This window comes from Poseidonibacter lekithochrous, from assembly GCF_018861145.1.
GTDB classification, from domain to species: Bacteria; Campylobacterota; Campylobacteria; order Campylobacterales; family Arcobacteraceae; genus Poseidonibacter; species Poseidonibacter lekithochrous_A.
In genome coordinates, this window is the sequence record NZ_JAHKQT010000009.1 from 43,530 (window position 1) to 68,852 (window position 25,323).

Consider the following 25,323-nt stretch of genomic DNA (forward strand, 5'->3'; position numbering starts at 1 on the left):
ATCATATTAAATATTAAATCAGTTTTTTCTTTAAAGCATCTATTCTTTTATTAGCTTCTTTTATTCTATACATTTTAATTTCACCGCTTCTTACTTGTTTATATACTGAGTTTATAATAGTTTCAAGTTTTAATGGCTTTGCTAATTGATTCGCGTACATTAACATATCAATTCCAGAATTAATAGCAAGTCTTACGGTATCATCTAAACTATAGTGTTTTGAAATAGCATACATTTGTAAATCATCACTAATTAAAACACCTTTATACCCTAACTCTTTTCTTAAAAGTTTAGTATTTATATTCCAAGACAAAGTCGCAGGAAGAGAATAATCTAGGTTTCTATTTACAACATGTGCACTCATAATCATATCTACTAAACCATTTTTTATAAAATATTTATAAGGTTCCAATTCTTCTTTTTTCCAAGTTTTTGTAATATCTACAAAACCTTTATGTGAATCACTTAAAGAAGATCCATGTCCAGGGAAATGTTTAAGCACTGATATTATATTTTGCTTTTTCATTTCTTTTGTAAAAATAGAAGCATATTTTATTACTTCTTTTGAACTCTTACCAAAAGATCTACCAAGTTTTGCAATTACTGGATTATTAGGATTAATATTTAAATCAACTACGGGTGCATAGTTTACATTTAATCCACTTTTCTTTAAAACCTTTGCAAGTTTTGAATAGGTATTTTTAGCATATGATGTACCTTTAGTTGACACAATACTTGCTTTTGGTGTATTTATAAACCCTTTCGAGTCTTTTAGTCTTTGTACTATTCCACCTTCTTGATCTATTGAGATTAAAAGTTTTGTTTTATTAATTGCTTGTAGTTGTGATGTAAGTTTTACTAACTGCTTGGGATCTTTAATATTTTTTATTTTCTTTTTATCATTTGGATCTTTATCAAAAAGAATAACTCCACCTAAATCATATTTTTGAATATCTTGATATATTTTATCGCTTGAATCTATCTTTTCACCATGAAAACCTAACATCACCATTTTAGCAATCATTTTTTCTAATTGCTCTTTAGTATATGCATTTTGATCTGCAAAAAGTATTGAACTTAAAAGGCATACTAATAGAATTCTTTTTATCATTTATTCTCTTTTTTTAATATTTGGAGGATGAGTATATCAAAATAAAGTTGAGGATTAGTCTATTTATTAATTTTAATTTAAGCCATAAATTAAATCTAATATCTATATTTTAAAGAAAAAACCTATATTTTATTGACATTTATAAATAAACATGCTAATATTCCAAATATTAAAAATTAAGGAGACAATATGTCAAAAGAAGAAAAAGAATTAAAAGTTAAAAAAGCAGCAAAGAAAGTAGCTAAAAAAGCTGACAAAAAAAAGAAAGAAAAGAAAAAGGTAGCTAAAAAGAAAGCTGCTAAAAAGATTGCTAAGAAAAAAGTGGCTAAAAAACTAGAAAAGAAAAAAGCTAAGAAAAAACCAGCTAAGAAAACTACTAAAAAAGTTACAAAAAAAGTAGCTAAAAAACCTTCAAAAAAGAAAGTTACAAAAAAAGTTGTTAAAACTAAAAAAATAGCTAAAAAAGCTAAAAAGAAGTAATCACTTCTTCTAATATGATTTTAGAATTAATTTTCTAAAGTCATATTATTTTATGTCACTTATATCAATGCTAAAATCCAATCCTTCACTTCATTTAAAGTAGATTCATCCTTATTTGATACAAAAACATAAGGTTTATTTTTCCTATTTTCTTTCACATCACTTTTCATACTATCAATCTCAACGCCAACATATGGAGCTAAGTCAGTTTTATTTACAATAAGTAAATCAGAGAAAAGCAATCCTGCACCTTTTTTTCTAGGTATATCAGCACCTTGAGCTACATCTATTACATAAATATAATAATCAATTAGTTCATATGAGAAAGTAGCACTAAGATTATCTCCACCACTTTCTACAAAAACAATATCTGAATCAAATTTTTCTTCTAAAGAATTAACAGCTTTTAAATTCATAGAAATATCATCACGAATCGCAGTATGAGGACAACCTCCTGTTTCCACACCTATGATTTGTTCTTCAGGTAAATCAAGTGTCTTTTTTAGATAATTTGCATCTTCTGTTGTATAAATATCATTTGTTACAATACCTATTTTATAATCATTTTTTAGCATATTTGTAAGTGATTCAATAAGTGAAGTTTTTCCACTTCCTACAGGTCCTGCTATTCCTATTTTTAAACTCATCATCTTCCTTTTTTAAAATCTTTTTTATTCGTTAATATCCATATTTTGCTTTAGTTCAAGGCAAGATTTAAAGAGTTTACTAAATGTAAATGACTTAAATTTTAACGCAGAAATAAAGTAAAAGATAAATATTATGTTACAAACATCTTTGGTTCTAGTGTTTTATGTTCAAATATTACTTCTTCAAACAGTGGATTAAAATTTGTAATCTTTTTATCAAAATTAAAATCCATATTTTCTAATAACTCATCAAAACTAAAAAGCATTTTCTGAATATCTGAAGGTTTTATTCTTGATATCTTAATACTAGTTGCTGCTATATTTATAAGATTTTTCTTTGTCCACATCACAATGAAATCTTTTATATCAATATTCAAATCATAAGCGTAAGAAGCTAAAACAATTAACTCATTTGCATCTGATTTTTCTTCTTTAATTAAGTTAAAATACTCTTTTACAATAGATGAATTTATCGTATCTTTTATCTGTATATAGTAATTGTATCCTATATCTTTAGATGCTTTTGCATACTCATATGTTAAGTAAGATGATATTTCATTATCAAGTTTATTTAGTAAAAAGAGTCTGTTTTCTGCTAAATACGTATATGTCTTTTGAATATAAACAAACTCCATTTTAGAATACTGATCAATTATTAAATTCTCTAAATATACTTTAAGAGAGTCAATATCTTTTACTTTCTCTTTTACAATATGAGGTTCTAAACCAAAAGAATGAACAAATACCCCTGATGGAAAGCTTCCATCAAGTATTTGCATAAATCTACTTAGACTTTTTAGATTAATAGAATTAGTGAGAGTGATGTGCTTTGCCATTTGCTTTAAAATATCCTGTTGTTTTAGTAATATTTATTTCACTATTTTTATATGCATTTTCAACTATATCATTTAAAGATATATCATCTAAAACAACTATTTTTAAATCTTCAATCATTACAGGTTGATGACGATTTCCTACTTCATAAGCTACTTTTGCAAAATTAAGAGCATCTTTAAACTCTAAAATATAAATATTATCTTCACTTCTTTTTACTTTAATTGCATAATCATCTTCACAAACTAAAATATCATTTTCATGTAAGTGTGTGAATTTAGCTTTTATTATAAAATTTATACCATCATTTGATACAGCTGTAAGATTTGGTTTTTGCATATCAAACCATGATAATTCTACCTCATCACTACAATCAATATCTTTTTTTATTTCTATTACTTTTTTAATCAAAAAAATACCTTTATATAATATATATACAATTGTATAAAAAACTAAAGAGTTAAATAGATTTTTTTTGTTTATTAATTATACAATTAAAGTAAAAAGAAGTGAACAATATTTGTTTCTACAGTTAAGTCTAAAGCTTCTTGTTCATATATCCAAGCATAAGTATTTCATTTGTTCCATATTCTTGTGTAATAACAGGAACTAAGCCATTAGATTTTTTAAAAGCAATTTTCATATATTAGTATTTTGCGACTAAGTTGCATTTTGTTATACTATCAAAGCATGTTTAAATGCAACTTAGTTGTATCTGTATATGCTTAATAAAAAGGATTTTACTTATGAAAGATTTTATAATAAATAGCCCTCTTGATATGCACCTTCATTTAAGAGATGATGATATATTAAAACTTGTGGCGCCACTTACTTCAAAATATTTTTCAGGAGCACTTATAATGCCAAACTTATTACCTCCTATTACTACAAAGGAAGCTCTTTTTGCTTATAAACAAAGAATAATAGAATCATGTAATCATGATAACTTTGAACCTCTTGTAACAATATTATTTCAAGTTGATTACACTTATGAATTTTTAAAAAATATAAAAGATGAAATCATTGCAGTTAAACTTTATCCTTTTGGAGTTACTACGAATTCTGAAACAGGAGTATCTTCTATGGAAATAACAGTTTTAAGACCAACATTAGAATCAATGTCTAAACTAGGGATTCCCTTATGTGTTCATGGAGAGACAAAAGGTTTTGTAATGGATAGAGAAAAAGAATTTCTACCTATCTATGAATCTTTAGCTATTAATTTTCCAGATTTAAAAATCATAATGGAACATATTTCAACAAAAGAATCAATTGAATTATTAAAAAAATATAATAATTTATATGCAACAATTACAGTTCATCATCTACTTTTAACTTTAGATGACGTAACTGGAGGAATGTTAAATCCTCATACTTTTTGTAAACCTATAGTAAAAAGACCAGATGATAGACAAGCCCTATTAGAACTTGCACTAAGTGCACATCCAAAAGTTATGTTTGGTTCAGATTCGGCACCTCATCATAGAAAGACAAAAGAATGTCATGATGGAGCAGCTGGGGTATTTACTGCACCAATAGCTCTACAACTTTTAACACAACTTTTTGAAGAACATGGAAAACTAGATAATCTAAATGCATTTATTTCTTTAAATGCTCAAAAAATTTATAATATAAAACCTAAAAGCAAGGTAATTAACTTAGTAAAAAAAGATTTTATAATACCTAATTCATATATATACAAAAATGAAGAAGTAGTTCCAATGTTCAATGGTAAGAAAATATCTTGGAGTATAGAAAAAATTAATAATGGATAAAATATGGAAAATATAAAAGAAGAATTAAAAAAAGTTATCGAAGAGGTTATGTTACCTGAGAGTGAAGATTATTCAAAAGAACTAGCTAATCTTATAGTTAGAAATGAAGTAAGTCAAGATAATATTGATGCAAAAGAAGATATTGATTCTTTTATTGAAGAACTAAAAAATATTCTTGAAATAATTAAAGAAAATAAACTCTCAGATGAGGAAGCTGAAGGTATATATGAAAAGATAATAACTATGCTTAATGAACATGAAGAAGATCATTAAGTTGATTTTAGTATTATTATAAGTATTTAACCAACATTAGGAATACTATGCATAATTTAGAAAAAGACTTATTACAAAGAGAAGATGAAATAGATTTTTTAATATCATATCTAACTAATAGATATGATAAATCAAAAGATACATCATTTGAAAATAAATCATTTGTTTTAAATATTAATGCAAACTGGGGTTCTGGTAAAACATATTTCTTAAAAAGTTTATCAAACCAATTAAAAAATATGAATTACCCTGTTGTAGAATTTGACGCTTGGAAAAACGATTATACAAAAGAACCTTTATTAGCTTTTATGTCAGAGTTAAATACTTCTCTTGAAAGTTTCTTTACTCCAAATCAATTAAAAACCAAAGGTTTTATAAGTAAGTTAAACAAAGTAAAAAAAGCTTCTTTACCTATTTTGACATCTATTATTGCAAAGCAATTAACTGGATATACATTAGGTGAATTTTCAATTGAGCAAGATAGTACAGATACGGAAAAAGGTGTTGAAAAAATCATAAGTAAACTTACAGATAATGCTCTAAAAGAACATAATAACATTAAAAAGAGTATAAAAGATTTTAAAATAAGTATGTTAAAACTTTTAGAGGATATATCAGAACTAGAGAATAAAAAACTACCAATGTTTATTTTAATTGATGAACTAGATAGATGTAGGCCTAACTATGCTATAGAATTACTTGAAAATATAAAACATTTATTTGATATAGAAGGTTTATATTTTATAATAGCAACAGATTCAACACAATTATCTCACTCAATAAATGCAATTTATGGAAATAAATTTGCATCAGAAAAGTACTTAAAAAGATTTTTTGATCAAGAATATAAGCTAAAAACTCCTAGTAATTATGAATATATAAATAGCCTATTTAAAAAGTATAATCTATTAGATGATGAAATACTCTTTTCACCTTTAGAAGAAGAATTTTATAAAGAAGTAAATACAAAAGTAAAACTATTTGAATTGTTTGTAGAATTATTTGACTTAAAACCAAGAGATATAAATCAAGTTATGATTTCTTTACATGCTATAAGGATTACATATAATTTAGAATTTAAAATACATTTACCTTATCTATTATTTTTAATTATGTTAAAACATAGTGATAATAATAAATATAATAAATTTTTGGAGCTTATAAAGAAAAGGAATGATATTAAAATGTCTAAAGAATTAATGTTAGAAATAAATACTAATTATTCAGATATTAAAGTAAAAACACATGTATTTCAATCTAATGAAAATGATATTCCTTTATTTTCAATAATTACATTTTTCGCTGAATTTTACTCAATGATATACAAAGATTATAAGGGAGGCAAAATTTCATCTAATATTTTAAGAATAATTAAACAATCAATACAAGAAGAAGATACTGGGATTTATGAGGATGATAAAATAGTCAATATATCAATTTTCAATTATCCTAGTTTAGTTGAACACACCGGACAATTGAGTTAAATCATAAACAATTTAGCTAGGAAGACTTATAATAGGAAAACACAATCTAATTATAAATCTTCAAAACTAATTATACATTCCTAAAACATAAAATATTTTTTAGCCATAGGCACAGTTGATACATAATCAGATTGGATTAATTCACCATCAACTAAAACATCATAAGTTTCAGGGTCAACTACAATATCTCCTATAAAATCATTTAACTTCATATCTTTTTTACCGATATTTCTAGTATTTTTAACAGCTAAAACTTGTTTTTCAATTCCTAGTTTTTCTTTTAAATCACCACTTGCTACTTTTGAAGTAAATATAGCACTAATTTTTGCACTTGATTTTCCATGTGAACCAAACATTTTTCTATAAAGGTTCGGTTCTGGTGTTGGAATTGAGGCATTTGCATCACCCATTACAGATAGCGCTATAAATCCACCTTTTATAACTAAACTTGGTTTCACTCCAAAAAATGCTCTATCCCATAAAACAAGGTCAGCCATTTTGCCAACTTCTACGCTTCCTACATGCTCATCAATACCACAAGCAATTGCAGGGTTTATTGTATATTTTGCAATATATCTTTTGATTCTATTATTGTCACTTTCTTCATTATCAGGAGCTAATGCACCTCTTTGTTTTTTCATTGAATCTGCAACTTGCCAAGTTCTTATAAGTACTTCACCTACTCTTCCCATAGCTTGAGAATCAGAACTAGTAATACTAATAGCACCGATATCATGAAGTACATCTTCAGCTGCGATTGTATTCCCTCGGATACGACTCTCTGCAAAACTTACATCTTCAGGAATCTTTGGACTTAAATGGTGACAAACCATAAGCATATCAAGATGCTCTTCTATTGTATTTTTTGTATATGGAAGTGTTGGGTTTGTTGAAGATGGTAATACATTTGCAAGTCCAGCTACTTTCATAATATCAGGAGCATGACCACCTCCTGCACCTTCACTATGGAAAGTATGAATAGTTCTATTTTTAAATGCTCCCACTGTATTTTCAACAAAACCAGATTCGTTTAATGTATCAGTATGAATTGCAACTTGTACATCAAAATCATCAGCAACCTTTAGACAAGTATCAATTGCATTTGGAGTACTTCCCCAATCTTCATGAAGCTTAAGACCCATTGCTCCTGCTTCTATTTGTGATTGAAGTGCTTCATAAGAACTAGAATTTCCTTTTCCCATAAATCCAAAGTTTAAAGGATAGTTTTCAACTGACTCAATCATCTTAGAAATATTCCACTCACCTGGGGTACAAGTCGTTGCATTAGTTCCAGTGTTTGGTCCAGTACCACCTCCTACCATTGTAGTAACTCCACTACTTAAAGCTTCATCAATTTGTGTAGGAGAGATAAAGTGAATATGAGAATCAACTCCGCCTGCTGTTATTACTTTTCCTTCAGCAGAAAGTATCTCAGTATTAGCACCTATTTCTAAACCATCTGTAATTCCATCACAAAGATTTGGATTTCCAGCTTTTCCAATTGCTATAATTTTTCCATTCTTTATACCAATATCAGCTTTGTATATTCCAGTATAATCAATAATTACAGCATTTGTAATAATCAAATCAGCAACATTTACAGCTGTTGGACTTTGAGCCATTCCATCTCTAATAGTTTTACCACCACCAAATTTTACTTCTTCACCATAAGTTGTATAATCTTTTTCAATTTCAACTATTAATGACGTATCTGCTAATCTAAATCTATCACCCGTTGTTGGTCCATACATTGAAGCATATTTTTGTTTTGAAATTTTCATTTTATTTCTCTCCTAAAAAAACAGCTAAGTTTTGCATTGCTTTTTCTTTAATTGATTCATCATCTAAATGCCCTTCAACTAATCCATTAAAACCACTCATATATCTATTTCCAGAATATTCCACTAAATTTATTTTCTTTTTACTTCCTGGTTCAAACCTAACTGATGTTCCAGCTGGAATATCAAGTCTTTTTCCATATGATTCACTTCTATTAAAATCAAGATTATTATTTACTTCAAAAAAGTGATAATGTGAACCTATTTGAACTGGTCTATCACCTTTATTTTCAACTTCCAAGCTAGTGATTTCTTTATCTTCATTTAACTCAATTTCTCCACTTTTAATAAAATATTCACCAGGAACTAATTCATCATTTCCTTGAATTGGACTATGAACAGTTACTAATTTTGTTCCATCATCAAAAGTTGCTTCCACTTGAACCATATCCATCATAGAAGATATTCCATCCATTACATCTTCATGATTTAAAACTTTTGTTGCATCAACCATAAGTTGAGCAACACTTTTACCATCTCTTGCACCTTCTAAAATATATGATGTGATAATAGCTGTAGCTTCTGGGAAATTTAGCTTACAGCCTCTATCTTTCCGTTCTTGAGCTAACTTTGCAGCTGTATATATCATCAACTTTTCTTGTTCTCTATTTGTTAATAACATAGTATCTAAACTCTTGCTTTTACAATTTTTTGACTAGAAATATATGCAATAGCAAAACCTACAATATGAAGTGCAAGCGTAGATAAAGTAAATCCAAAAATATAGCTTATAAAACTTCCAGTTGCAAACTCAGTTCCATGAGCAAACCCATGAAAAAATCCAAATACACCAACTATAGATGCAATAAAAATTGTTGGTATTTTATTTGCAACCATAAGTAATGAAAATATAACAGCAATCGAAAGTAAAATTCCTTCTTCTATACCTATTATCGCTACACCACTATAACCTATTACAGCTGCTAGCACCATACAAAATATAAATGATAAAATAGAGACAAATCCTTTTTGTCCTACAACATAGGCAAGAGCACCAACACCAACCATTGCTAAAATATGATCAAATCCACCTATTGGGTGTAATAATCCACTCATAAATCCACCTGTAGAATGAACACCTGTATGTGCAAAAGCTACACTTGCTAATCCTAATAATAATCCTATTTTTTTCATTTTTAACTCCTTTTTATTGTTTCCCCATATTAAATTTATTTTTTTGTAAAGTATTTCTATAAATATCCCAGATATTAGATACTTTTTCTTTTAAAATAGCCATATTATCACTACTTAAAACACCTATTATTAGCTTCTTTGATTTTGAATATGTAAAAGTAAAAACCTCTTCTTTTTCTAAAGTTTTCAGAAAAGTTTCATTATCTAAAGTTTTAATATAAACCTTTGCAAAAAGATTTTCACTTGATTTTTTTCTTTTTACATAATCTTTTAATTCCAATCCATCAATATCAAATTTTTCTATATATTCACATTTATCATTTTCAAAGAAAGTGTTTTTTATTTTCATACTTGTAAAATCAAAATCTTCAAAACTTCTCCCATTACTTAAAATATCAGTATAAAAAAAAGTTGAACTTTTATCAAAAACAAGTCTAAAAGTTTGAATAAACTTTGCATCTTTATATAAAATAAGTTCATCATTTAAAAACTCTAAATTTGAAGAGTTTTGTATATTAATATCTATTAAATTTATACTATAAAATTTTGAGTTGGATGGGTATATTTTAGTAGCAGATTCTGTAGTAATTATAAGATTTGAATTATCTAGTTTAAAGTTTGTTTTTATTCTATCTTTTGGAAAAATACCTTCACCTATATTAAGAAGTTTAATATAGTTTTCTTTTTCTTTAAATAGGTAATATCTTGATGGAAGATTTAATCTATCTAGACTAAAATTTTCATCTTTAAAACTAAACTTTAAACTCATTAAACGCCTTATTTATTAGTAATATTATATTAACAAAAAACAAATATATATACTATTTCCAACTGTCTATTTTTTATTCAATAGCTTTAAATAATAACCATAAAGATATCAAAATAAGCATTGAACCAAATATTTTACTTTGAACTTGTACCGCATAATTGGAGGCAAACTTTTGTGCCATCCAAGCTCCACCATAAGACCAAGTAGTATGTGTAAATAGATTTAAAATCAACAATAATAAACTTAATCTTATAACTTCATAACTCAAAGAACTATCTTCATTTAAAAACTGTGAATACATAGTTATAACTATTGTAAGTCCTTTTATATTTAAAGCTTGAGATATTACACCATCTAAGAATGTAAGTTTGGTATTAGACTCATTAGTGTGAACTTCTTTTCTAATTAAAAATTTATAGCCAAGCCAAAAGATATAAATAACTCCTAAAAGTTGTACTATAAAGAATATTGTTGGAAATTTTAGTAAAATACTGCCCAAACCAAAACCAATAAGTAAAGAATATAATGTATAAGAAAAATTCAATCCTAAAATAAAAGGTATTGATTTTTTAAATCCATTATTTGCTCCACAGACTGCACACAATACATTACCAGGACCTGCACTAAAAACTAAAGGAAAAATCACCCCTAACCATAAAATAATTTCTCCAAATGATGTCATTCTTAGCCTCTTTTATATAATTTTCTATACTCATGAAGTAATGGCTCAGTATATCCAACTGGTTGTATTTTACCTTTAAATACTAAGTCACAAGCTGCTTTAAAAGCAATGCCATCAAAAGATGGAGCTATACTATTATAAGTTGGATCGTTTTCATTTTGCTTATCTACAACAACTGCCATATTTTTTAAAGAATTCATTACTTCTTCTTTTGTACAAATTTTATGTTCCAACCAGTTTGTTATATGTTGAGAAGAGATTCTAAGTGTTGCTCTATCTTCCATAAGTCCAATATTGTTTATATCAGGTACTTTTGAACAGCCAATACCTGCATCAATCCATCTAACTACATATCCCAAAAGCCCTTGACAATTATTGTCTAGTTCTAATTTGATTTGTTCCTTTGTTAAACTCTCTTTTAAAAGTGGTAGAGTTAATAAGTCATCTAAATTTGCTCTTGTTCTGTTTTTAAGTTCATTTTGTATTGATGATACATTTACTTTATGATAATGAATAGAGTGTAAAACTGCTCCTGTTGGAGATGGTACCCAAGCGGTATTTGCTCCTGATTTTGGATGGGCTATTTTTTGCTCTAACATAGCTGCCATTTCATCTGGCATTGCCCACATTCCTTTTCCTATTTGTGCTTTTCCTTGTAATCCGCACTCTAATCCAATATCAACATTCCACTCTTCATAAGCTTTTATCCAAGCTTGTTGTTTCATTTGTGTTTTAGGTACAAAAGCACCTGCAAGCATAGAGGTATGAATCTCATCTCCTGTTCTATCTAAGAATCCAGTATTTATAAATACTACTCTCTCTTTTGCTGCTCTTATACACTCTTTTAAATTGATTGTTGTTCGTCTCTCTTCATCCATAATTCCAATTTTGATTGTATTTATTGGTAAGTCTAAAGCCTCTTCAACCATCTCAAAAGTATTTATTGCAAATGCAACTTCATGGGGTCCGTGCATTTTTGGTTTTACTATATAAATACTTTTTGTTCTAGAGTTTGATTTTTCATTTGTATTATTGATATCTGGAAGTGCAGCTAAGACCGTAATCATGCTATCCATGATTCCTTCAAAAACTTCATTTCCATCCTTATTTAAGATACTTGGATTTGTCATAAGATGACCTACATTTCTAATAAAAAGTAGACTTCTTCCATGCAGTGTTAATTCTTTGTTATCAGCTGTTTTATAAACTCTATCATTTTGTAAAGTTCTTAAAACTGTTTTATTGCCTTTTTCAAAATTCTCTTCCAAAGTTCCTTTCATAAGTCCAAACCAGTTTCTATAAACTTCTACTTTATCTTGAGCATCTACTGCTGCAATTGAGTCTTCACAATCCATAATTGTTGTAATAGCAGCTTCAACAAGAATATCTTTTACTCCTGCTGAATCTAGTTTTCCAATAAAACTCTCTTTATCAATTTGAATCTCAACATGTAAGTTATTGTTTTTAAGCAGTATGGCACTTGGACTTTTCTTATCTCCTCTAAATCCTACAAATTGGCTGCTATCATCTAGTGTTGTCAAGAAGCCTTTTTTTAATATTATTTTAAGTTGATTATCTTCTATAAAATATGATGTAACATTTTTGTGAGAAGCATCTTTTAATGGTGCTACACAATCTAAATGCTCTTTTGCAAACTCAACTACTTGTGAACCTCTTTTTTTATTGTACTCTTTTGTAGGAGCGTATTCACCCTCTTTTGATATGGCATCTGTTCCATATAAAGCATCATACAAACTTCCCCATCGTGCATTTGCTGCATTAAGTGCAAATCTTGCATTTTTAAGAGGCACAACTAATTGAGGACCTGCTTGTAAAGCAATCTCTTCGTCCACATTTTCTGTGCTGATTTGAAACTCTTCTTTCTCTTCAACTAAGTATCCAATCTCTTTTAAAAAGTCTTTATATGGTCTTAGATTTTTTGCATCATAAGTATTATTTTTATGCCAATTATCAATCTTTGTTTGTAAATCATCTCTTTTTTCTAATAAAGCTTTATTTATAGGGCTTAATTCATTAATTATATTTTCAAATTTTTTCCAAAATATATCACTTTTTATATTAGTACTGGGAAGAATCTCTTTGTTTATTAACTCTTCTAACTGTTTATCAACTTTTAGTGTGCCAATATTTATATACATTAATATTCCTTCTTTAAATAAATTTTTTCTTTTAGTTCAAGCTCAATACACTCTTCAATTGTATTCTCTTTTATTCCACAATCACTTCTATCTATTACAATAAATTGTTCATCATCTTCTAGGCTAATTAAAGGAAAATGCCAAACTCCTCTTCTATAAAAAACTCCTTGATTGCCATTTGTTACAAAAGCTTTTAAAGTAGATAAATCGGGAGTATCGTCACCTAAACAAACAACAGCCAAAAAAGGTTTTGTACTTCTTGGCATAAAAGTTTGAGAAAAATATGGATGTTTTTCTAGCATTGTTATTTGTAGAGGAAACTCTCTTTTTTTTGCTTCATATATGTGAAGAGTTGATTTTCCACCATTTTCATTTGCATCCATAATACAAAGTTCATAGTGCTTTTTTGCAAAACCATTATTGATGATTTTAGATTCACTATATTCAGTAGAAATAACCTCTCCATACTCTTTAAAATTGTTCCTATTAAGTAATTCTGGTTTTAAATCAATACTCATATTAAATCTTTTAACTCAATATCTTTTATAAATTTACCAAAAAGTTTTAGTCTTGAAATTCCACCATCAGGGAAGATATTAACTCTTATATGAGTAATTGGTCTATTTTGTAGTAAAAAACTTTTATCAAAATAATGTTTATTATCCATTTGAAGTTTTTGTGTAGAAATTAGTTCTTCCCAAAAAATACTCTGAGGTACTAAAGAGTTATCTGTTGATTCTTTTACAAAAGCGGCACAAATAGAGAAAGAATCAGGAAAATTACCTTTAAAAAAGTTTGTATCCAACATAATATTATCTATAATAGCAGGCTTTGCTAACTCAATAATTCCCCAGTCAAATCCAGGTTCTCTTCTTCTTCTAGTCTCCCAACCATCACCCATATTTACTGCATCTTTTTCTTTTAATATATTTTTTAAAGAGCCAAAAAATTCATTGTTTGTACTAACTGCTCTTGCACCATTTAACATAGAGATTACATTGATATTCTCTTCTTCATAAAGTTTTTCATCAAAACATATTGTTCCTAGAGCTTTAAATCTTGCAATTCCACCATCAGGGAAAATATCTACTCTTATGTGTGTAATTTCATCTTGACAAGAAGATTCAAAATCATGTTTAGTATCTCCTTTTAAATCACTTTGTATTAGTAGCTCTTTCCACTCAAAACTCTCATGATTTTTTACCATATCTTCATCACTAATATCTTTTTTGAAACAAGCTTTAATAGAAACAGCCAAAGGATAATTTCCTTTAAAATGTGCCGTATCTACTACAAAAGAGTTTATTTTAGAAATAGACCCAAGTTTTATAATACAAAAATCATTTTGGCTATCTCTTCTTCTTCTAGTTTCCCATCCGTCCATCCAGTGACCATTGTCATCATATTCATCTTTAAATACAGCTTCTGTTTCTTCTAACATTCTCTCTGCATTTGCAAAAAACTCATCACTTTTATATAAAATTTTTGTTCCTAAATCTAAACTTGTAACATTTATCATAAATTACCTTTTATTTTTTCCAAAGTTGTTTATCCAATGATTTGCCACATCTAATCTTGAACAAAACCAAACATCATCAAAACTTCTTACATACTCTAAAAATCTTCTCATAGCCATAATACGTCCTGGCTTTCCTAAAATCCTACAATGCATACCCACAGACATCATTTTTGGTGTTTTATTTCCTTCTAAATAAAGAGCATCAAAACTATCTTTTAGATAATTAAAAAATTGATCACTATGATTAAATCCACTAGGACCAAATCGCATGTCATTATTATCCATGGTATAGGGGATTACCAAGTGCTGAATATCTTTTGGTACATCTGTTGCAAAATAAGGTAAATCATCATTATACGCATCGCTATCATATAAAAATCCACCCTCTTCAACTACTAGTTGCCTAGTATTCTCACTATCTCGACCTGTATACCAACCTAGAGGACGTTTACCAATCATTTTTTCTAATACTTCTATACTTTTGTATAGATGATCTCTTTCAATATCTTTACTAATATTTTGATAATTAATCCATCTATAGCCATGAGAACAGATGTCATAATCATATTTTGCAAGATATTCTGCAAGTTTAGGGTTTCGTGCAACGGCCATTGCAACTGCAAAAATTGTTACAGGAATTTGATACTCTTTAAACAGCTCTAAAATTCGCCATACTCCAACTCTAGAACCATATTCATAAAGTGACTCTATGGATTTATGTCTTTGTCCTATAAATGCTTTTGGATTATTCATCTCTGATAAAAAAACTTCTGAAGCTTCGTCCCCATGAAGTATGCAGTTTTCTGAACCCTCTTCATAATTTAGTACAAATTGTACTGCTATTTTTGCTTTATTTGGCCATTTCGCTTGTATTGGATTATTTCCATAACCTATCATATCTCTTGGATAAGACTCTTTATATATCATTCTTCTATTCTTAAACTAATAAGTGATTTTTTTTTAATAGTTTTATTAAAGTCAAGAGCTTCTACACAATGATGTAAATGATGATTCATAATACTTTTTGCATAATCAATATCATTTGATTTTATTGCTTTTATTAAATTATTATGTTCATCATAAGAGCAAAAATGAGAACTACTATCTTCATATACCAAACCTGCTAAGATACTTAGGGGTATTAGTGGTTTTAAAGCATTTATTAAAAAATCATTTCCACTAAGAAAGGCTAAGTTTAAATGGAAATCACATGATGTTTTTACATATTCTCCCTTTCTAAGGGAGATTTTTAAATACTTTTCTGTTTCTACTTCATTTTTTAAATATGATAAATCAATTAAACCAATAGCATGTTTTTGCGTAACCAGTGTAATAATCCCAGCTTCTATTATATTTCTAGCTGCATATACATCTTCCGTATCTTCTTTAGTTAACCATCTTAGGAAAAAACCTTGATTCTTTTTATAAGTTACTATTCCCATACTTTGTAATTGAGAGAATGCTTTTCTTACAGCATCCCTACTCGCATCAAAAGTTTGTGCAAAAACACTCTCTGAAAGCTTCATCCCTGGATGAAATTTTTTATCAAATATCTCATCAAATATATAATTGATGATGGTCTCTTCTATTGAAAGTTCTTCAATAATACCTTTCATTAATATCCTTTTATAATCTTTTAATAAGTATATCAGATTGTCTACAATAATAATATACAATTTTTGTATAATAAATAACCATTATAAAATTTTATATTTTTATTAAAAGATCTATTTAAACCATATATTAGTACCTAATGCATTAAATTGTCTACTTATTATACATTATATATGTTGACAAAATATTTAAGTTCCTTTAAAATGTACGAGAAGATTGACAATAAATAGTAAATAATTTGACTTACTACTATAAAAGTGTCAACAATTAAAAGAGAAAAGGTAAAAAAATGTTTAAAAATGTACTATTAAGAGTGTTAGCGTTAGGTGCCATAGCAGGTATGAGTCTATTTGCAAATCAACTAGATGATATTAAAGCGTCTGGAGTTGTTAAAATTGCTGTTCCTCAAGATTTTCCACCATTTGGTTCTGCGTCAAAAGATATGAGTGTTCAAGGTTATGATGTTGATATGGGTAAATATATTGCTGAGAAGTTAGGTGTTAAACTAAAATTAGTTCCAGTTACGAGTGCAAATAGAATTCCTTATTTACAAACTGGAAAAGCTGATTTAATTATCTCAAGTTTAGGCAAAAATGAACAGAGAGCAAAAGTTATTGATTTTACTAATGCATATGCACCTTTTTTCTTAGGAGTATTTGGAAGTAAAGATATAGCAGTTTCATCTATAAAAGATTTATCTGGTAAAACTGTAGGAGTTACAAGAGGTTCAGTTGAAGATTTAGAATTAAGTAAAATTGCTGGTTCTGATGTAACAATTAAAAGATTTGAAGATAATAGTACAACTATTTCTGCATTTATATCTGGTCAAACAAAACTTATTGCAACTGGAAATGTAATTATTAGCGATATTGCAAATAAATTTCCAGATTCAACTCCAGAAACAAAATTTACAATTAAAAATTCTCCTTGTTATATTGGAATTAAGAAAAAGCAACCAGAGGTAGAAATATTTTTAAATGATTTAATTAGTGAATTAAAAGCAAATGGGAAATTAAATGAAACTTCAAAAAAATGGTTGAAAATCGATCTTCCAAAAGATTTATAGAAGTAATATAAAATGGATTACGAATTAAATTTTGTTAGTGTTCTTCCTTATTATAAAGAGATACTAAAAGGTATATTATTGACAATCCAAATTACTGTAGCTACTACTATTTTAGGAATAGCTGCAGGAATTATTGGAGCTGCTTTAAGAGTAGGGAAAAATAAAGTTTTACAAAATCTTGTTGGAGGTTTTGTTGAAGTTATAAGAAATACTCCTTTTATAGTTCAACTTTTTTTTATCTTTTTTGGTTTGCCTGCAATTGGTATAAAATTAACAGCCTTAGAAGCAGGTATGATTGCAATGATAATTAACCTTGCAGCATATTCTACTGAAATTATAAGAGCAGGTGTCGAGTCTACAGCTAAAGGACAATGGGAAGCGGGGAAAACACTTGGTTTAAAATGGTATCAAATATTTATGCATATCATATTACCTCAAGCATTTCATAAAATCTCGCCAGCGCTTATAAGTCAATGTATTATAGTGATGTTAGGTTCTTCTGTACTTTCACAAATTTCAGTTGAAGAATTAACTTTTACTGCAAACTTTATACAGTCAAGAACTTTTTTAAGTTTTGAGTCATATTTTATAATTACATTTGTTTATTTATTACTTGCTATATCTCTTAGATATATTTTGACATATATAAGTAAAAAAGTATTTAAAATGAATGTAATGAAAGAGAGTTAGAAATGGAACAATTTACAACATTAGAAATATTCCAAAATCTTCTATTAGCTGCAAGATGGACAATTTTATTATCTTTAATTGCTTTTATTGGAGGTGGAATTGTTGCAGGATTTTTGATTTTGTTAAGAATGACAAATAATAAAGTTCTTACAATATTAATAAATGTATATGTGGAAATATTTCAAGGAACACCTTTATTAATGCAACTTTTTATTGCATTTTTTGGTTTATCTTTACTTGGAATTGATATCGGTGCTTGGAGTGCTGCTAGTTTAGCTTTAACACTTTTTACAAGTGCTTTTTTATGTGAGATTTGGAGAGGTTGTTTAGACTCTGTGCCAAAAGGACAATGGGAAGCTAGTAAAACTATGGGATTAACCTATTATCAAACAATGATTCATGTGATAATACCTCAATCTATTAGAGTGGCCACTGCACCAACTATTGGTTTTTCAGTTCAGGTAGTAAAGGGAACTGCCTTAGCTTCTATTATTGGTTTTGTGGAACTTACAAAAGCTGGAACGATGTTAAATAATGTAACATTTGAACCATTTAAAGTTTTTGCACTTGTTGCACTATTATATTTTATAATTTGTTATCCTTTGACAAGGTATAGCAAATATTTAGAAAGGAAATTAAATGTCACTAGTTAATATTGAAGGTTTGCATAAATATTATGGAGAAAAACATGTATTAAAAGGTGTAGACTTAAAAGTTAAAGCAGGAGAAGTTATCTCTATCATTGGTCGTTCAGGTTCAGGAAAGAGTACACTTCTTAGATGTATAAATGGCTTAGAAAATCACCAAGAAGGTAATATTATTGTAGGAAACTTAGAGGTTACTACAAATGATTTGCAACTTCAAAAGATAAGTAAAGTTTGTGGAATGATTTTTCAAGGTTTTAACTTATATCCGCATAAAACAACTGGTGAAAATGTTATGTTATCTCCAAAACTAGTTCTGGGTGAAAAAGATAAAGAAGCAAGAGAAATTGCTTTAAAATGTCTAAAAAAAGTTGGAATGGATGAATTTTTTGATCAATATCCTGGTAGTTTATCAGGTGGACAAAAACAACGTGTTGCAATTGCAAGATCACTTGCAATGTCACCAAAAGTATTACTTTGTGATGAAATCACATCTGCTCTAGACCCTGAATTAGTTGGTGAAGTTTTAAAAGTTTTAGAAGAACTTGCAAAAGAAGGAATTACCCTAATATTGGTAACACATGAAATGAATTTTGCAAGAGATATTGGAGATAGAGTAATATTTATGCATAATGGAAAAGTTTGGGAAACTGGACCTAGTGATGAAGTTTTTGCTAATCCAAAAACTACTGAATTGCAAAATTTTTTATCTTCTGTTTTATAAAATATTTTATTTTTAGGGAAAAACTTTCCCTAAAAACTCTGTTTTTCTTTAAACTTCAACTAAGTAAAATACTAGTTCCCAATAAAAATAATATAGATACAATAGATTTATTATCTGTAACTATTTTTCCTAAATAAACATGGAATACTGATTATCCAAAAACATTGCGATTCTTACAAATCCATTCCTATACTATTAATATACTCATTTATACAGATAAATGTTGTTTAACGATTTCATCACTAAGTTCTGATATTTCACCATTTGCAACAACAGCACCTCTATCAATTACATAGAAATCATCTCCATGTTTTCTAGCAAATGGTAGTTTTTGCTCTACTAGCATTACTGTCATTTGTTCTTCTTTTGTAAGATAGTCAATAACATCACCAATTTGAGCAACAATATTAGGTTGTATTCCTTCACTTGGTTCATCAAGAATTAAAAACTTTGGATCAATACAAAGTGCACGTCCAATTGCTAATTGTTGTTGTTGACCACCTGATAAATCTCCACCTTTTCTATGTGCCATATCTTTTAAAACTGGAAATAAATCATAGATTTTATCAGGAACAGTTTTGATTTTATTTCTATTTGTTAAAACACCAATTTCAAGATTTTCCTTAACTGTAAGTTGAGAGAATATTTCTCTACCTTGTGGAACATATCCTATAGCAATTCCTGCTCTATGATGTGCAGATAATTTTGAAATATCTTTACCATCATAAATAAGCTCTCCACTTTGAATAGGAAGTAATCCCATTATTGCTTTAGAGAGAGTTGTTTTACCAACACCATTTCTTCCCATAAGACAAGTACATCTTCCTTTTTTAATCTCTAAAGTAAGATCCCAAAGAGTGTGACTTTGTCCATAAAATTGATTTAATTTATCTATTTGTATCATTATTATTCACCTAAATATACTTTTCGTACCTTTGCATTATTTTGGATACTTTCCATATCACCTTCAGCTAAAACAGATCCTTCATGCAACACAGTAACTTTAGAAGCGATACTTCTAATAAACTCCATATCATGTTCAACTACGACAACGGCATGCTCTTTGGCAAGGTTAGTTAAAATTTCACCTGTTTTATCAACTTCTTGAGGTGTCATACCAGCAACTGGCTCATCAACTAATAAAAGTTTTGGATTTTGCATAATTAGCATACCAATCTCTAACCACTGTTTTTGTCCATGTGATAATATTCCTGCATCTTGTTTGTAAAGTTCTTTTAAACCAATAAGATCCATTGTTTGTTCAATTTTATCTTTTTGCTCAGAACTAATTTTTGAAAAAAGTGTTTTAAAAAATCTCTTATCATCTTGCATTGCAAGTTCTAGGTTCTCAAAAACTGAATGATTTTGAAATACAGTTGGTTTTTGAAATTTTCTTCCAATACCAATTTGTGCAATTGCAGGTTCATCCATTTCTAGTAAATTTACAGCTTCACCAAAAACTACACTACCTTCATCAGGTCTTGTTTTTCCTGTAACTACATCCATCATAGTTGATTTTCCAGCACCATTTGCTCCAATAATACATCTTAGTTCTCCATAATTAATAGAAAAACTTAAATTATTTAAAGCTTTAAAACCATCAAAACTAACAGTTACACCATCAACAAGAAGTATTCTTTTACCTTTTTTTAACTCACCAATATTATGTGAATTTTCATGATCTAATATAATCATACTGCTACCTCTTTCTTAGTGTTCATTTTCTCTTTTATATTAGTGATTAACCCAACAACACCTTTTGGTAAGTAAAGTGTTACAAGTACAAATAATCCACCTAAAGCATATAACCAAACTTCTGGAAGTGCTGATGTAAAATATGAACTTGCAAAGTTAACTATAATTGCTCCAATAATAGCTCCAAATAAAGTACCTCTTCCTCCAACAGCTACCCAAATAACCAACTCAATAGAAAATAAAGGTGAAAAAACACCAGGATTAATAATTCCAACTTGAGGAACATATAAAGCCCCTGCAATTGCTGCTAAGACAGCAGATACTATAAAAATAAATAGTTTAAATTGCTCAACTTGATAACCTATAAATCTAACACGACTTTCTGAATCTCTAATAGATATTACAACTCGTCCTAATCTTGAGTTCATAATAAATCTACACAATAAATATCCACCTAATAGGGCAAAATATGAAATGATTAATAAAGCTATTCTTGTTCCATCACTTTGTAAATCAAAGCCTAAAATGTCTTTAAAATCTGTAAGTCCGTTGTTTCCACCAAAGCCCATATCATTTCTAAAAAATGCTAACATTAATGCATATGTTAAAGCTTGTGTAATAATAGATAAATAAACACCTGTTACTCTTGATTTAAAAGCTAACCAACCAAATACAAAAGCAAGTATTGCAGGAATTAACATCACCATTAAAAAAGCAAAAATTGGATTATCAAATCCATACCAAAACCATGGCAACTCTTTTAAGTTCATAAATACCATAAAGTCTGGTAACTCCGCATTTCCATAAACACCTCTATCACCAATTTGACGCATTAAATACATACCCATAGCATATCCACCAAGGGCAAAGAATGCACCATGACCAAGACTTAAAACTCCTAAGTATCCCCAAACTAAATCAAGAGCAAGTGCTAAAAGTGCAAATGCCAAATACTTTCCAAGAAGTGTAACTGTAAATGTTGATATATGGAAAGCTGAACTTTCTGGTACAAGTAAATTTAATATTGATACTAAAAGAACAACAAAGAAAAGAGTTGATAATACAATCTTACCACCCTTATCATTTTCTAAAATTTTTAATATAATTGATTTTCTATTCATCTTCTAATCCTCTGCATCCCGACCCTTTTTAGGGAACAGTCCTCTAGGTCTTTTTTGAATAAATAAAATAATAAATACTAAGATAATAACCTTAGCAAGAACTGCTCCTGAAATTGGTTCTATAAATTTATTAATTTCACCTAATGTAAACGCTGCAATTAAAGTACCCCATAAGTTACCAACACCACCAAATACAACAACCATAAATGAATCAACAATATAGGCTTGACCTAAGTTTGGTCCAACATTTGTAAGTTGTGATAAAGCAACACCTGCAACACCTGCAATTCCTGAACCAATACCAAAAGTAATTGCATCAATCCATGAAGCTTTAATACCCATAGCACGAGCTATTTCTCTATTTTGTGAAACAGCACGCACCTTTAATCCTAAAGATGTTTTATTTAAAATAAACAAAACAAGTAAAAATACAATAATTGCAAAAATAATTATGTATAACCTATTGTATGTAAGAGATAAAACACTATTTATCTCTAATGCTCCACTCATCCACTCAGGTGTTTTAACCTCTTGATTTAAAGGAGAATAAATACTTCTTACAACTTGTTGTAAGACTAAAGAAATACCAAAAGTAGCAAGTAATGTTTCTAATGGTCTTCCATATAAGTGTCTTATTACTAATCTTTCAATTAGAATACCAACTAATCCACTTACTATAAAAGCAGCAGGAACTGCTATAATTATTGAGTACTCAATAAGACCTGGCATAATTTGTTGGATTGTATAAGTTGTATATGCACCAATCATAATAAGCTCACCATGAGCCATATTAATCACTTTCATAACACCAAATGTAACTGCTAATCCAATTGCAGCTAATAGTAAAACAGAACCCATACTTAAACCAAAAAATGCTTTTTCTAAAATGGAATAAAATGATTTTGATGTTTCAATTGAAGCAATTGATTTAATCGTTGCTTCTTGAATATCTTTATCTTCAGATGTTGCTTTAATCTCATTTAAAATTTCTAAAGCTTTGGGAGATAGAAATTCCCCTAGCTTTTTTACTGCTTCAAGCTTATCATTTCCTGTTGCATATTTTGCTATTAAAACTGTACTAGCTTCTTCTAATACTTCTTTAACACCACTATCTTTTTCATTTAATAAAGCTTCATTTATCAAAACTTTATTTTTTACATCTAGATTATTCAGAAGATTTTTAGCTGATTTATATCTAGTATCAACATTTGATGAGAATAGATTTATTTTTGCTAAAGAACTTTTTATAACACTTCTTAATTTATTATTTATTTTAATCTTTTTAAAATCATATTTTGAAGCTACATTTAAATCTTTATTTGTAAAAAGATTTGTAGTTAAATACTCATCATCTTTTTTATCTTTTAGATAAACTAAAGATTTATCAGCTTTTACATAATACAATTCACCAACTAACATCTTTTGAAGTAAGTCTTCTAATCGTTTATCATCTTTATATTTTAAAGTAAGCTCTTCAATTGTAGTTTGCTTTTTCTTGAAACTTTTTGTAAGTAGTCCAGTAGAATCTTCTTCTAAACTTGCACCTAATGCAATACTTAGTATTAATAAATTAAGTAATATTATTTTTATAATTTTCATGTTTACCTTTCTTTTAAAATATGAGAGTTAAAACTCTCATATTTTAATTTATTTAGCACCTACACACTTTTTAGTTACAGTGTTATAGCTTCCACAGTTCATTGGTTTTGTCCAATCAGAGATTAAATCTTTAGATCCTGGTAAGAAATCAGACCATGCATCACCTGCAATTTCTCCATCAGTTTCCCATACAGTTTCAAATTGACCATCTTCTTGAATTTCACCAATTAAAACAGGTTTAGTTAAGTGATGATTTTTAAGCATTTTTGCAGTTCCACCTGTTAAATTAGGAACAGTAATACCAATCATTGCATCACTTACTTTATCAACATTTGTAGTACCAGCTTTTTCAACAGCTTTTACCCACATTTTAAATCCAATGTATGTAGCTTCCATTGGGTCATTAGTAACTCTTTTATCATCTTTAATATATGTTTTCCATGATTTAATAAACTCATCATTTGCTTTTGATTCAGCACTTTGGAAGTAATTCCACGCAGCTAAATGTCCAACTAATGGTTTAGTATCAAGTCCTGATAATTCTTCTTCACCAACAGAGAAAGCAACAACAGGAATATCTGAAGATGAAATACCTTGGTTACCTAATTCTTTATAGAAAGGAACGTTTGCATCACCATTAATAGTAGATACAACTGCTGTTTTAGCACCTGTTGAACCAAACTTTTTAATATCTGAAACAATTGATTGCCAATCAGAATGACCAAATGGTGTATAGTTAATCATAATATTAGAAGCAGGCACTCCCTTAGCTTTTAAATAAGATTCTAAGATTTTATTTGTAGTTCTTGGATATACATAATCAGTTCCAGCAAGAACCCATTTTTTAACACCCATTTCATTCATTAAGTAATCAACAGCAGGAATTGCTTGTTGGTTAGGTGCAGCACCTGTATAGAATACATTTTTACTCGATTCTTCACCTTCATATTGAACAGGATAGAATAATAAACCGTTTAACTCTTCAACAACTGGTAAAACAGATTTTCTAGATACTGATGTCCAACAACCAAATGTTACATCAACTTTATCTTTAGTTAATAATCCTCTCATTTTTTCAGCAAATAATGGCCAGTTTGATGCAGGATCAACAACAACTGGTTCTAGTTTTTTACCTAAAACTCCACCTTTTTTATTTTGCTCTTCAATTAACATTAAAACTGTATCTTTTAATGTAGTTTCAGAAATTGCCATTGTTCCAGACAGTGAGTGTAAAACACCTACTTTAATTGTTTCAGCTGCAGTTGCTACAGATATTGTCAGACTAAGTAACGCAGAAGCGGCTAATGCTTTCGTAAATCTTTTCATTTTAATTTTCCTTTCAAAATTAAGTCTTTGTGACCTATGTTTGAAAGTATAAAGAAGAAGTGTTGTTTAAGTGTTGCTTTGAAAATAATTTAAGATGTTTTTTGTATATTAAATATACAGAAGGAAGAATAGTTTATTT

Annotated in this window: 27 protein-coding genes; 8 read left to right on the plus strand and 19 right to left on the minus strand. The window is 28.5% G+C overall.

Annotation, left to right across the window (positions count from 1 at the left end; genetic code table 11):
• Positions 1 to 13 precede the first annotated feature (13 nt).
• Positions 14 to 1,111: a glycoside hydrolase family 3 protein gene (locus KO488_RS03930; RefSeq protein WP_216057494.1), complete on the minus strand. Its 1,098-nt coding sequence runs from the start codon at positions 1,109 to 1,111 to the stop codon at positions 14 to 16.
• Between the two features lie 189 nt (positions 1,112 to 1,300).
• Between KO488_RS03930 and KO488_RS03935 the strand changes: the two genes are divergently transcribed.
• Positions 1,301 to 1,591 (plus strand): hypothetical protein, encoded by a 291-nt coding sequence (locus KO488_RS03935; protein WP_216057616.1) that lies wholly within the window; start codon positions 1,301 to 1,303, stop codon positions 1,589 to 1,591.
• Positions 1,592 to 1,650: 59 nt separating this feature from the next.
• Here KO488_RS03935 and ureG read toward each other — a convergent pair whose 3' ends face one another.
• The 3 genes from ureG to KO488_RS03950 form a co-directional block, all read right to left on the minus strand.
• A complete protein-coding gene (gene ureG, locus KO488_RS03940; protein ID WP_216057495.1) occupies positions 1,651 to 2,238 on the minus strand; it encodes an urease accessory protein UreG in 588 nt (195 codons plus the stop codon).
• Between the two features lie 131 nt (positions 2,239 to 2,369).
• Entirely contained in the window at positions 2,370 to 3,017 is a 648-nt protein-coding gene (locus KO488_RS03945) for an urease accessory protein UreF (RefSeq protein WP_228319001.1), read from the minus strand.
• A gap of 31 nt (positions 3,018 to 3,048) precedes the next feature.
• Positions 3,049 to 3,483 (minus strand): urease accessory protein UreE, encoded by a 435-nt coding sequence (locus tag KO488_RS03950; RefSeq protein ID WP_228319003.1) that lies wholly within the window; start codon positions 3,481 to 3,483, stop codon positions 3,049 to 3,051.
• 335 nt (positions 3,484 to 3,818) lie between these two features.
• On the opposite strand from KO488_RS03950, the gene pyrC reads away from it, so the two are divergent.
• Genes pyrC through KO488_RS03965 form a run of 3 tightly spaced genes read left to right on the plus strand, consistent with a single transcriptional unit; the run spans position 3,819 to position 6,604 of the window.
• Positions 3,819 to 4,847, plus strand: a complete 1,029-nt coding sequence (pyrC, locus tag KO488_RS03955) for a dihydroorotase (protein WP_216057497.1) — start codon at positions 3,819 to 3,821, stop codon at positions 4,845 to 4,847.
• A gap of 3 nt (positions 4,848 to 4,850) precedes the next feature.
• Positions 4,851 to 5,120 (plus strand): hypothetical protein, encoded by a 270-nt coding sequence (locus KO488_RS03960; RefSeq protein WP_216057498.1) that lies wholly within the window; start codon positions 4,851 to 4,853, stop codon positions 5,118 to 5,120.
• Positions 5,121 to 5,167: 47 nt separating this feature from the next.
• A complete protein-coding gene (locus KO488_RS03965; protein WP_216057499.1) occupies positions 5,168 to 6,604 on the plus strand; it encodes a KAP family P-loop NTPase fold protein in 1,437 nt (478 codons plus the stop codon).
• Positions 6,605 to 6,684: 80 nt separating this feature from the next.
• Here the strand turns inward: KO488_RS03965 and ureC are convergent, their stop codons facing one another.
• From ureC to KO488_RS04015, 10 genes are all read right to left on the minus strand, one after another.
• Positions 6,685 to 8,385 carry an urease subunit alpha gene (gene ureC, locus KO488_RS03970; protein WP_216057500.1) on the minus strand — a complete coding sequence of 567 codons (1,701 nt, stop codon included), beginning with the start codon at positions 8,383 to 8,385 and terminating at the stop codon, positions 6,685 to 6,687.
• 1 nt (position 8,386) lies between these two features.
• Positions 8,387 to 9,064, minus strand: a complete 678-nt coding sequence (locus tag KO488_RS03975; protein ID WP_216057501.1) for an urease subunit gamma — start codon at positions 9,062 to 9,064, stop codon at positions 8,387 to 8,389.
• 5 nt (positions 9,065 to 9,069) lie between these two features.
• Positions 9,070 to 9,576, minus strand: coding sequence for a HupE/UreJ family protein (locus KO488_RS03980; protein WP_216057502.1), 507 nt, complete (start codon positions 9,574 to 9,576; stop codon positions 9,070 to 9,072).
• Positions 9,577 to 9,589: 13 nt separating this feature from the next.
• Positions 9,590 to 10,345: an urease accessory protein UreD gene (locus KO488_RS03985; protein ID WP_216057503.1), complete on the minus strand. Its 756-nt coding sequence runs from the start codon at positions 10,343 to 10,345 to the stop codon at positions 9,590 to 9,592.
• 73 nt (positions 10,346 to 10,418) lie between these two features.
• Complete coding sequence (locus KO488_RS03990) at positions 10,419 to 11,027, minus strand: LysE family translocator (protein ID WP_216057504.1); 609 nt, start codon at positions 11,025 to 11,027, stop codon at positions 10,419 to 10,421.
• Positions 11,028 to 11,029: 2 nt separating this feature from the next.
• The gene (locus tag KO488_RS03995) at positions 11,030 to 13,186 is read right to left on the minus strand and encodes a malate synthase G (RefSeq protein ID WP_216057505.1); all 2,157 of its coding nucleotides are present in this window, start codon (positions 13,184 to 13,186) and stop codon (positions 11,030 to 11,032) included.
• Positions 13,186 to 13,704, minus strand: coding sequence for an ureidoglycolate lyase (locus tag KO488_RS04000; protein WP_216057506.1), 519 nt, complete (start codon positions 13,702 to 13,704; stop codon positions 13,186 to 13,188). Before KO488_RS04000 ends, KO488_RS03995 begins: the two co-directional genes overlap by 1 nt.
• Complete coding sequence (gene alc, locus KO488_RS04005) at positions 13,701 to 14,705, minus strand: allantoicase (protein ID WP_216057507.1); 1,005 nt, start codon at positions 14,703 to 14,705, stop codon at positions 13,701 to 13,703. The genes KO488_RS04000 and alc overlap by 4 nt, the downstream gene beginning before the upstream one ends.
• Before the next feature lie 3 nt (positions 14,706 to 14,708).
• Positions 14,709 to 15,632 carry an allantoinase PuuE gene (gene puuE, locus KO488_RS04010; protein WP_216057508.1) on the minus strand — a complete coding sequence of 308 codons (924 nt, stop codon included), beginning with the start codon at positions 15,630 to 15,632 and terminating at the stop codon, positions 14,709 to 14,711.
• On the minus strand, positions 15,629 to 16,321 hold the full coding sequence (locus KO488_RS04015) for a GntR family transcriptional regulator (RefSeq protein WP_216057509.1): 693 nt from the start codon (positions 16,319 to 16,321) through the stop codon (positions 15,629 to 15,631). The genes puuE and KO488_RS04015 overlap by 4 nt, the downstream gene beginning before the upstream one ends.
• 287 nt (positions 16,322 to 16,608) lie before the next feature.
• Between KO488_RS04015 and KO488_RS04020 the strand changes: the two genes are divergently transcribed.
• Genes KO488_RS04020 through KO488_RS04035 form a run of 4 tightly spaced genes read left to right on the plus strand, consistent with a single transcriptional unit; the run spans position 16,609 to position 19,443 of the window.
• A complete protein-coding gene (locus KO488_RS04020) occupies positions 16,609 to 17,385 on the plus strand; it encodes a transporter substrate-binding domain-containing protein (protein ID WP_216057510.1) in 777 nt (258 codons plus the stop codon).
• A 12-nt stretch (positions 17,386 to 17,397) separates the two neighbouring features.
• Complete coding sequence (locus KO488_RS04025; RefSeq protein ID WP_216057511.1) at positions 17,398 to 18,075, plus strand: amino acid ABC transporter permease; 678 nt, start codon at positions 17,398 to 17,400, stop codon at positions 18,073 to 18,075.
• 2 nt (positions 18,076 to 18,077) lie between these two features.
• Positions 18,078 to 18,728 carry an amino acid ABC transporter permease gene (locus tag KO488_RS04030; protein ID WP_216057512.1) on the plus strand — a complete coding sequence of 217 codons (651 nt, stop codon included), beginning with the start codon at positions 18,078 to 18,080 and terminating at the stop codon, positions 18,726 to 18,728.
• Entirely contained in the window at positions 18,715 to 19,443 is a 729-nt protein-coding gene (locus tag KO488_RS04035; protein ID WP_216057513.1) for an amino acid ABC transporter ATP-binding protein, read from the plus strand. Before KO488_RS04030 ends, KO488_RS04035 begins: the two co-directional genes overlap by 14 nt.
• A 208-nt stretch (positions 19,444 to 19,651) precedes the next feature.
• Here the strand turns inward: KO488_RS04035 and urtE are convergent, their stop codons facing one another.
• The 5 genes from urtE to urtA are packed head-to-tail and all read right to left on the minus strand — an operon-like array spanning position 19,652 to position 25,184.
• Positions 19,652 to 20,347 (minus strand): urea ABC transporter ATP-binding subunit UrtE, encoded by a 696-nt coding sequence (gene urtE / locus KO488_RS04040; RefSeq protein WP_216057514.1) that lies wholly within the window; start codon positions 20,345 to 20,347, stop codon positions 19,652 to 19,654.
• 2 nt (positions 20,348 to 20,349) lie between these two features.
• Positions 20,350 to 21,138, minus strand: a complete 789-nt coding sequence (urtD, locus tag KO488_RS04045; protein ID WP_216057515.1) for an urea ABC transporter ATP-binding protein UrtD — start codon at positions 21,136 to 21,138, stop codon at positions 20,350 to 20,352.
• A complete protein-coding gene (urtC, locus tag KO488_RS04050) occupies positions 21,135 to 22,259 on the minus strand; it encodes an urea ABC transporter permease subunit UrtC (RefSeq protein ID WP_216057516.1) in 1,125 nt (374 codons plus the stop codon). The genes urtD and urtC overlap by 4 nt, the downstream gene beginning before the upstream one ends.
• 3 nt (positions 22,260 to 22,262) lie before the next feature.
• Positions 22,263 to 23,858 carry an urea ABC transporter permease subunit UrtB gene (urtB, locus tag KO488_RS04055; RefSeq protein ID WP_216057517.1) on the minus strand — a complete coding sequence of 532 codons (1,596 nt, stop codon included), beginning with the start codon at positions 23,856 to 23,858 and terminating at the stop codon, positions 22,263 to 22,265.
• Positions 23,859 to 23,906: 48 nt separating this feature from the next.
• Complete coding sequence (urtA, locus tag KO488_RS04060) at positions 23,907 to 25,184, minus strand: urea ABC transporter substrate-binding protein (RefSeq protein WP_216057518.1); 1,278 nt, start codon at positions 25,182 to 25,184, stop codon at positions 23,907 to 23,909.
• Positions 25,185 to 25,323 lie beyond the last annotated feature (139 nt).

What these genes read in the sequence shown, in the direction of transcription:
- KO488_RS04025 (WP_216057511.1), top strand. Translation starts at nt 17,398, where the DNA reads ATGGATTACGAATTAAATTTTGTTAGTGTTCTTCCTTATTATAAAGAG.
- KO488_RS03995 (WP_216057505.1), bottom strand. Translation starts at nt 13,186, where the DNA reads ATGTATATAAATATTGGCACACTAAAAGTTGATAAACAGTTAGAAGAG.
- KO488_RS04020 (WP_216057510.1), top strand. Translation starts at nt 16,609, where the DNA reads ATGTTTAAAAATGTACTATTAAGAGTGTTAGCGTTAGGTGCCATAGCA.
- KO488_RS03930 (WP_216057494.1), bottom strand. Translation starts at nt 1,111, where the DNA reads ATGATAAAAAGAATTCTATTAGTATGCCTTTTAAGTTCAATACTTTTT.
- KO488_RS03985 (WP_216057503.1), bottom strand. Translation starts at nt 10,345, where the DNA reads ATGAGTTTAAAGTTTAGTTTTAAAGATGAAAATTTTAGTCTAGATAGA.
- ureC (WP_216057500.1), bottom strand. Translation starts at nt 8,385, where the DNA reads ATGAAAATTTCAAAACAAAAATATGCTTCAATGTATGGACCAACAACG.
- KO488_RS04030 (WP_216057512.1), top strand. Translation starts at nt 18,078, where the DNA reads ATGGAACAATTTACAACATTAGAAATATTCCAAAATCTTCTATTAGCT.
- KO488_RS03980 (WP_216057502.1), bottom strand. Translation starts at nt 9,576, where the DNA reads ATGAAAAAAATAGGATTATTATTAGGATTAGCAAGTGTAGCTTTTGCA.
- pyrC (WP_216057497.1), top strand. Translation starts at nt 3,819, where the DNA reads ATGAAAGATTTTATAATAAATAGCCCTCTTGATATGCACCTTCATTTA.
- KO488_RS03945 (WP_228319001.1), bottom strand. Translation starts at nt 3,017, where the DNA reads ATGCAAATACTTGATGGAAGCTTTCCATCAGGGGTATTTGTTCATTCT.
- alc (WP_216057507.1), bottom strand. Translation starts at nt 14,705, where the DNA reads ATGATAAATGTTACAAGTTTAGATTTAGGAACAAAAATTTTATATAAA.
- urtA (WP_216057518.1), bottom strand. Translation starts at nt 25,184, where the DNA reads ATGAAAAGATTTACGAAAGCATTAGCCGCTTCTGCGTTACTTAGTCTG.
- ureG (WP_216057495.1), bottom strand. Translation starts at nt 2,238, where the DNA reads ATGAGTTTAAAAATAGGAATAGCAGGACCTGTAGGAAGTGGAAAAACT.
- KO488_RS03965 (WP_216057499.1), top strand. Translation starts at nt 5,168, where the DNA reads ATGCATAATTTAGAAAAAGACTTATTACAAAGAGAAGATGAAATAGAT.
- urtB (WP_216057517.1), bottom strand. Translation starts at nt 23,858, where the DNA reads ATGAAAATTATAAAAATAATATTACTTAATTTATTAATACTAAGTATT.
- KO488_RS03960 (WP_216057498.1), top strand. Translation starts at nt 4,851, where the DNA reads ATGGAAAATATAAAAGAAGAATTAAAAAAAGTTATCGAAGAGGTTATG.
- KO488_RS03975 (WP_216057501.1), bottom strand. Translation starts at nt 9,064, where the DNA reads ATGTTATTAACAAATAGAGAACAAGAAAAGTTGATGATATATACAGCT.
- KO488_RS04000 (WP_216057506.1), bottom strand. Translation starts at nt 13,704, where the DNA reads ATGAGTATTGATTTAAAACCAGAATTACTTAATAGGAACAATTTTAAA.
- KO488_RS03990 (WP_216057504.1), bottom strand. Translation starts at nt 11,027, where the DNA reads ATGACATCATTTGGAGAAATTATTTTATGGTTAGGGGTGATTTTTCCT.
- puuE (WP_216057508.1), bottom strand. Translation starts at nt 15,632, where the DNA reads ATGATATATAAAGAGTCTTATCCAAGAGATATGATAGGTTATGGAAAT.
- KO488_RS04035 (WP_216057513.1), top strand. Translation starts at nt 18,715, where the DNA reads ATGTCACTAGTTAATATTGAAGGTTTGCATAAATATTATGGAGAAAAA.
- urtD (WP_216057515.1), bottom strand. Translation starts at nt 21,138, where the DNA reads ATGATTATATTAGATCATGAAAATTCACATAATATTGGTGAGTTAAAA.
- KO488_RS04015 (WP_216057509.1), bottom strand. Translation starts at nt 16,321, where the DNA reads ATGAAAGGTATTATTGAAGAACTTTCAATAGAAGAGACCATCATCAAT.
- KO488_RS03935 (WP_216057616.1), top strand. Translation starts at nt 1,301, where the DNA reads ATGTCAAAAGAAGAAAAAGAATTAAAAGTTAAAAAAGCAGCAAAGAAA.
- urtE (WP_216057514.1), bottom strand. Translation starts at nt 20,347, where the DNA reads ATGATACAAATAGATAAATTAAATCAATTTTATGGACAAAGTCACACT.
- urtC (WP_216057516.1), bottom strand. Translation starts at nt 22,259, where the DNA reads ATGAATAGAAAATCAATTATATTAAAAATTTTAGAAAATGATAAGGGT.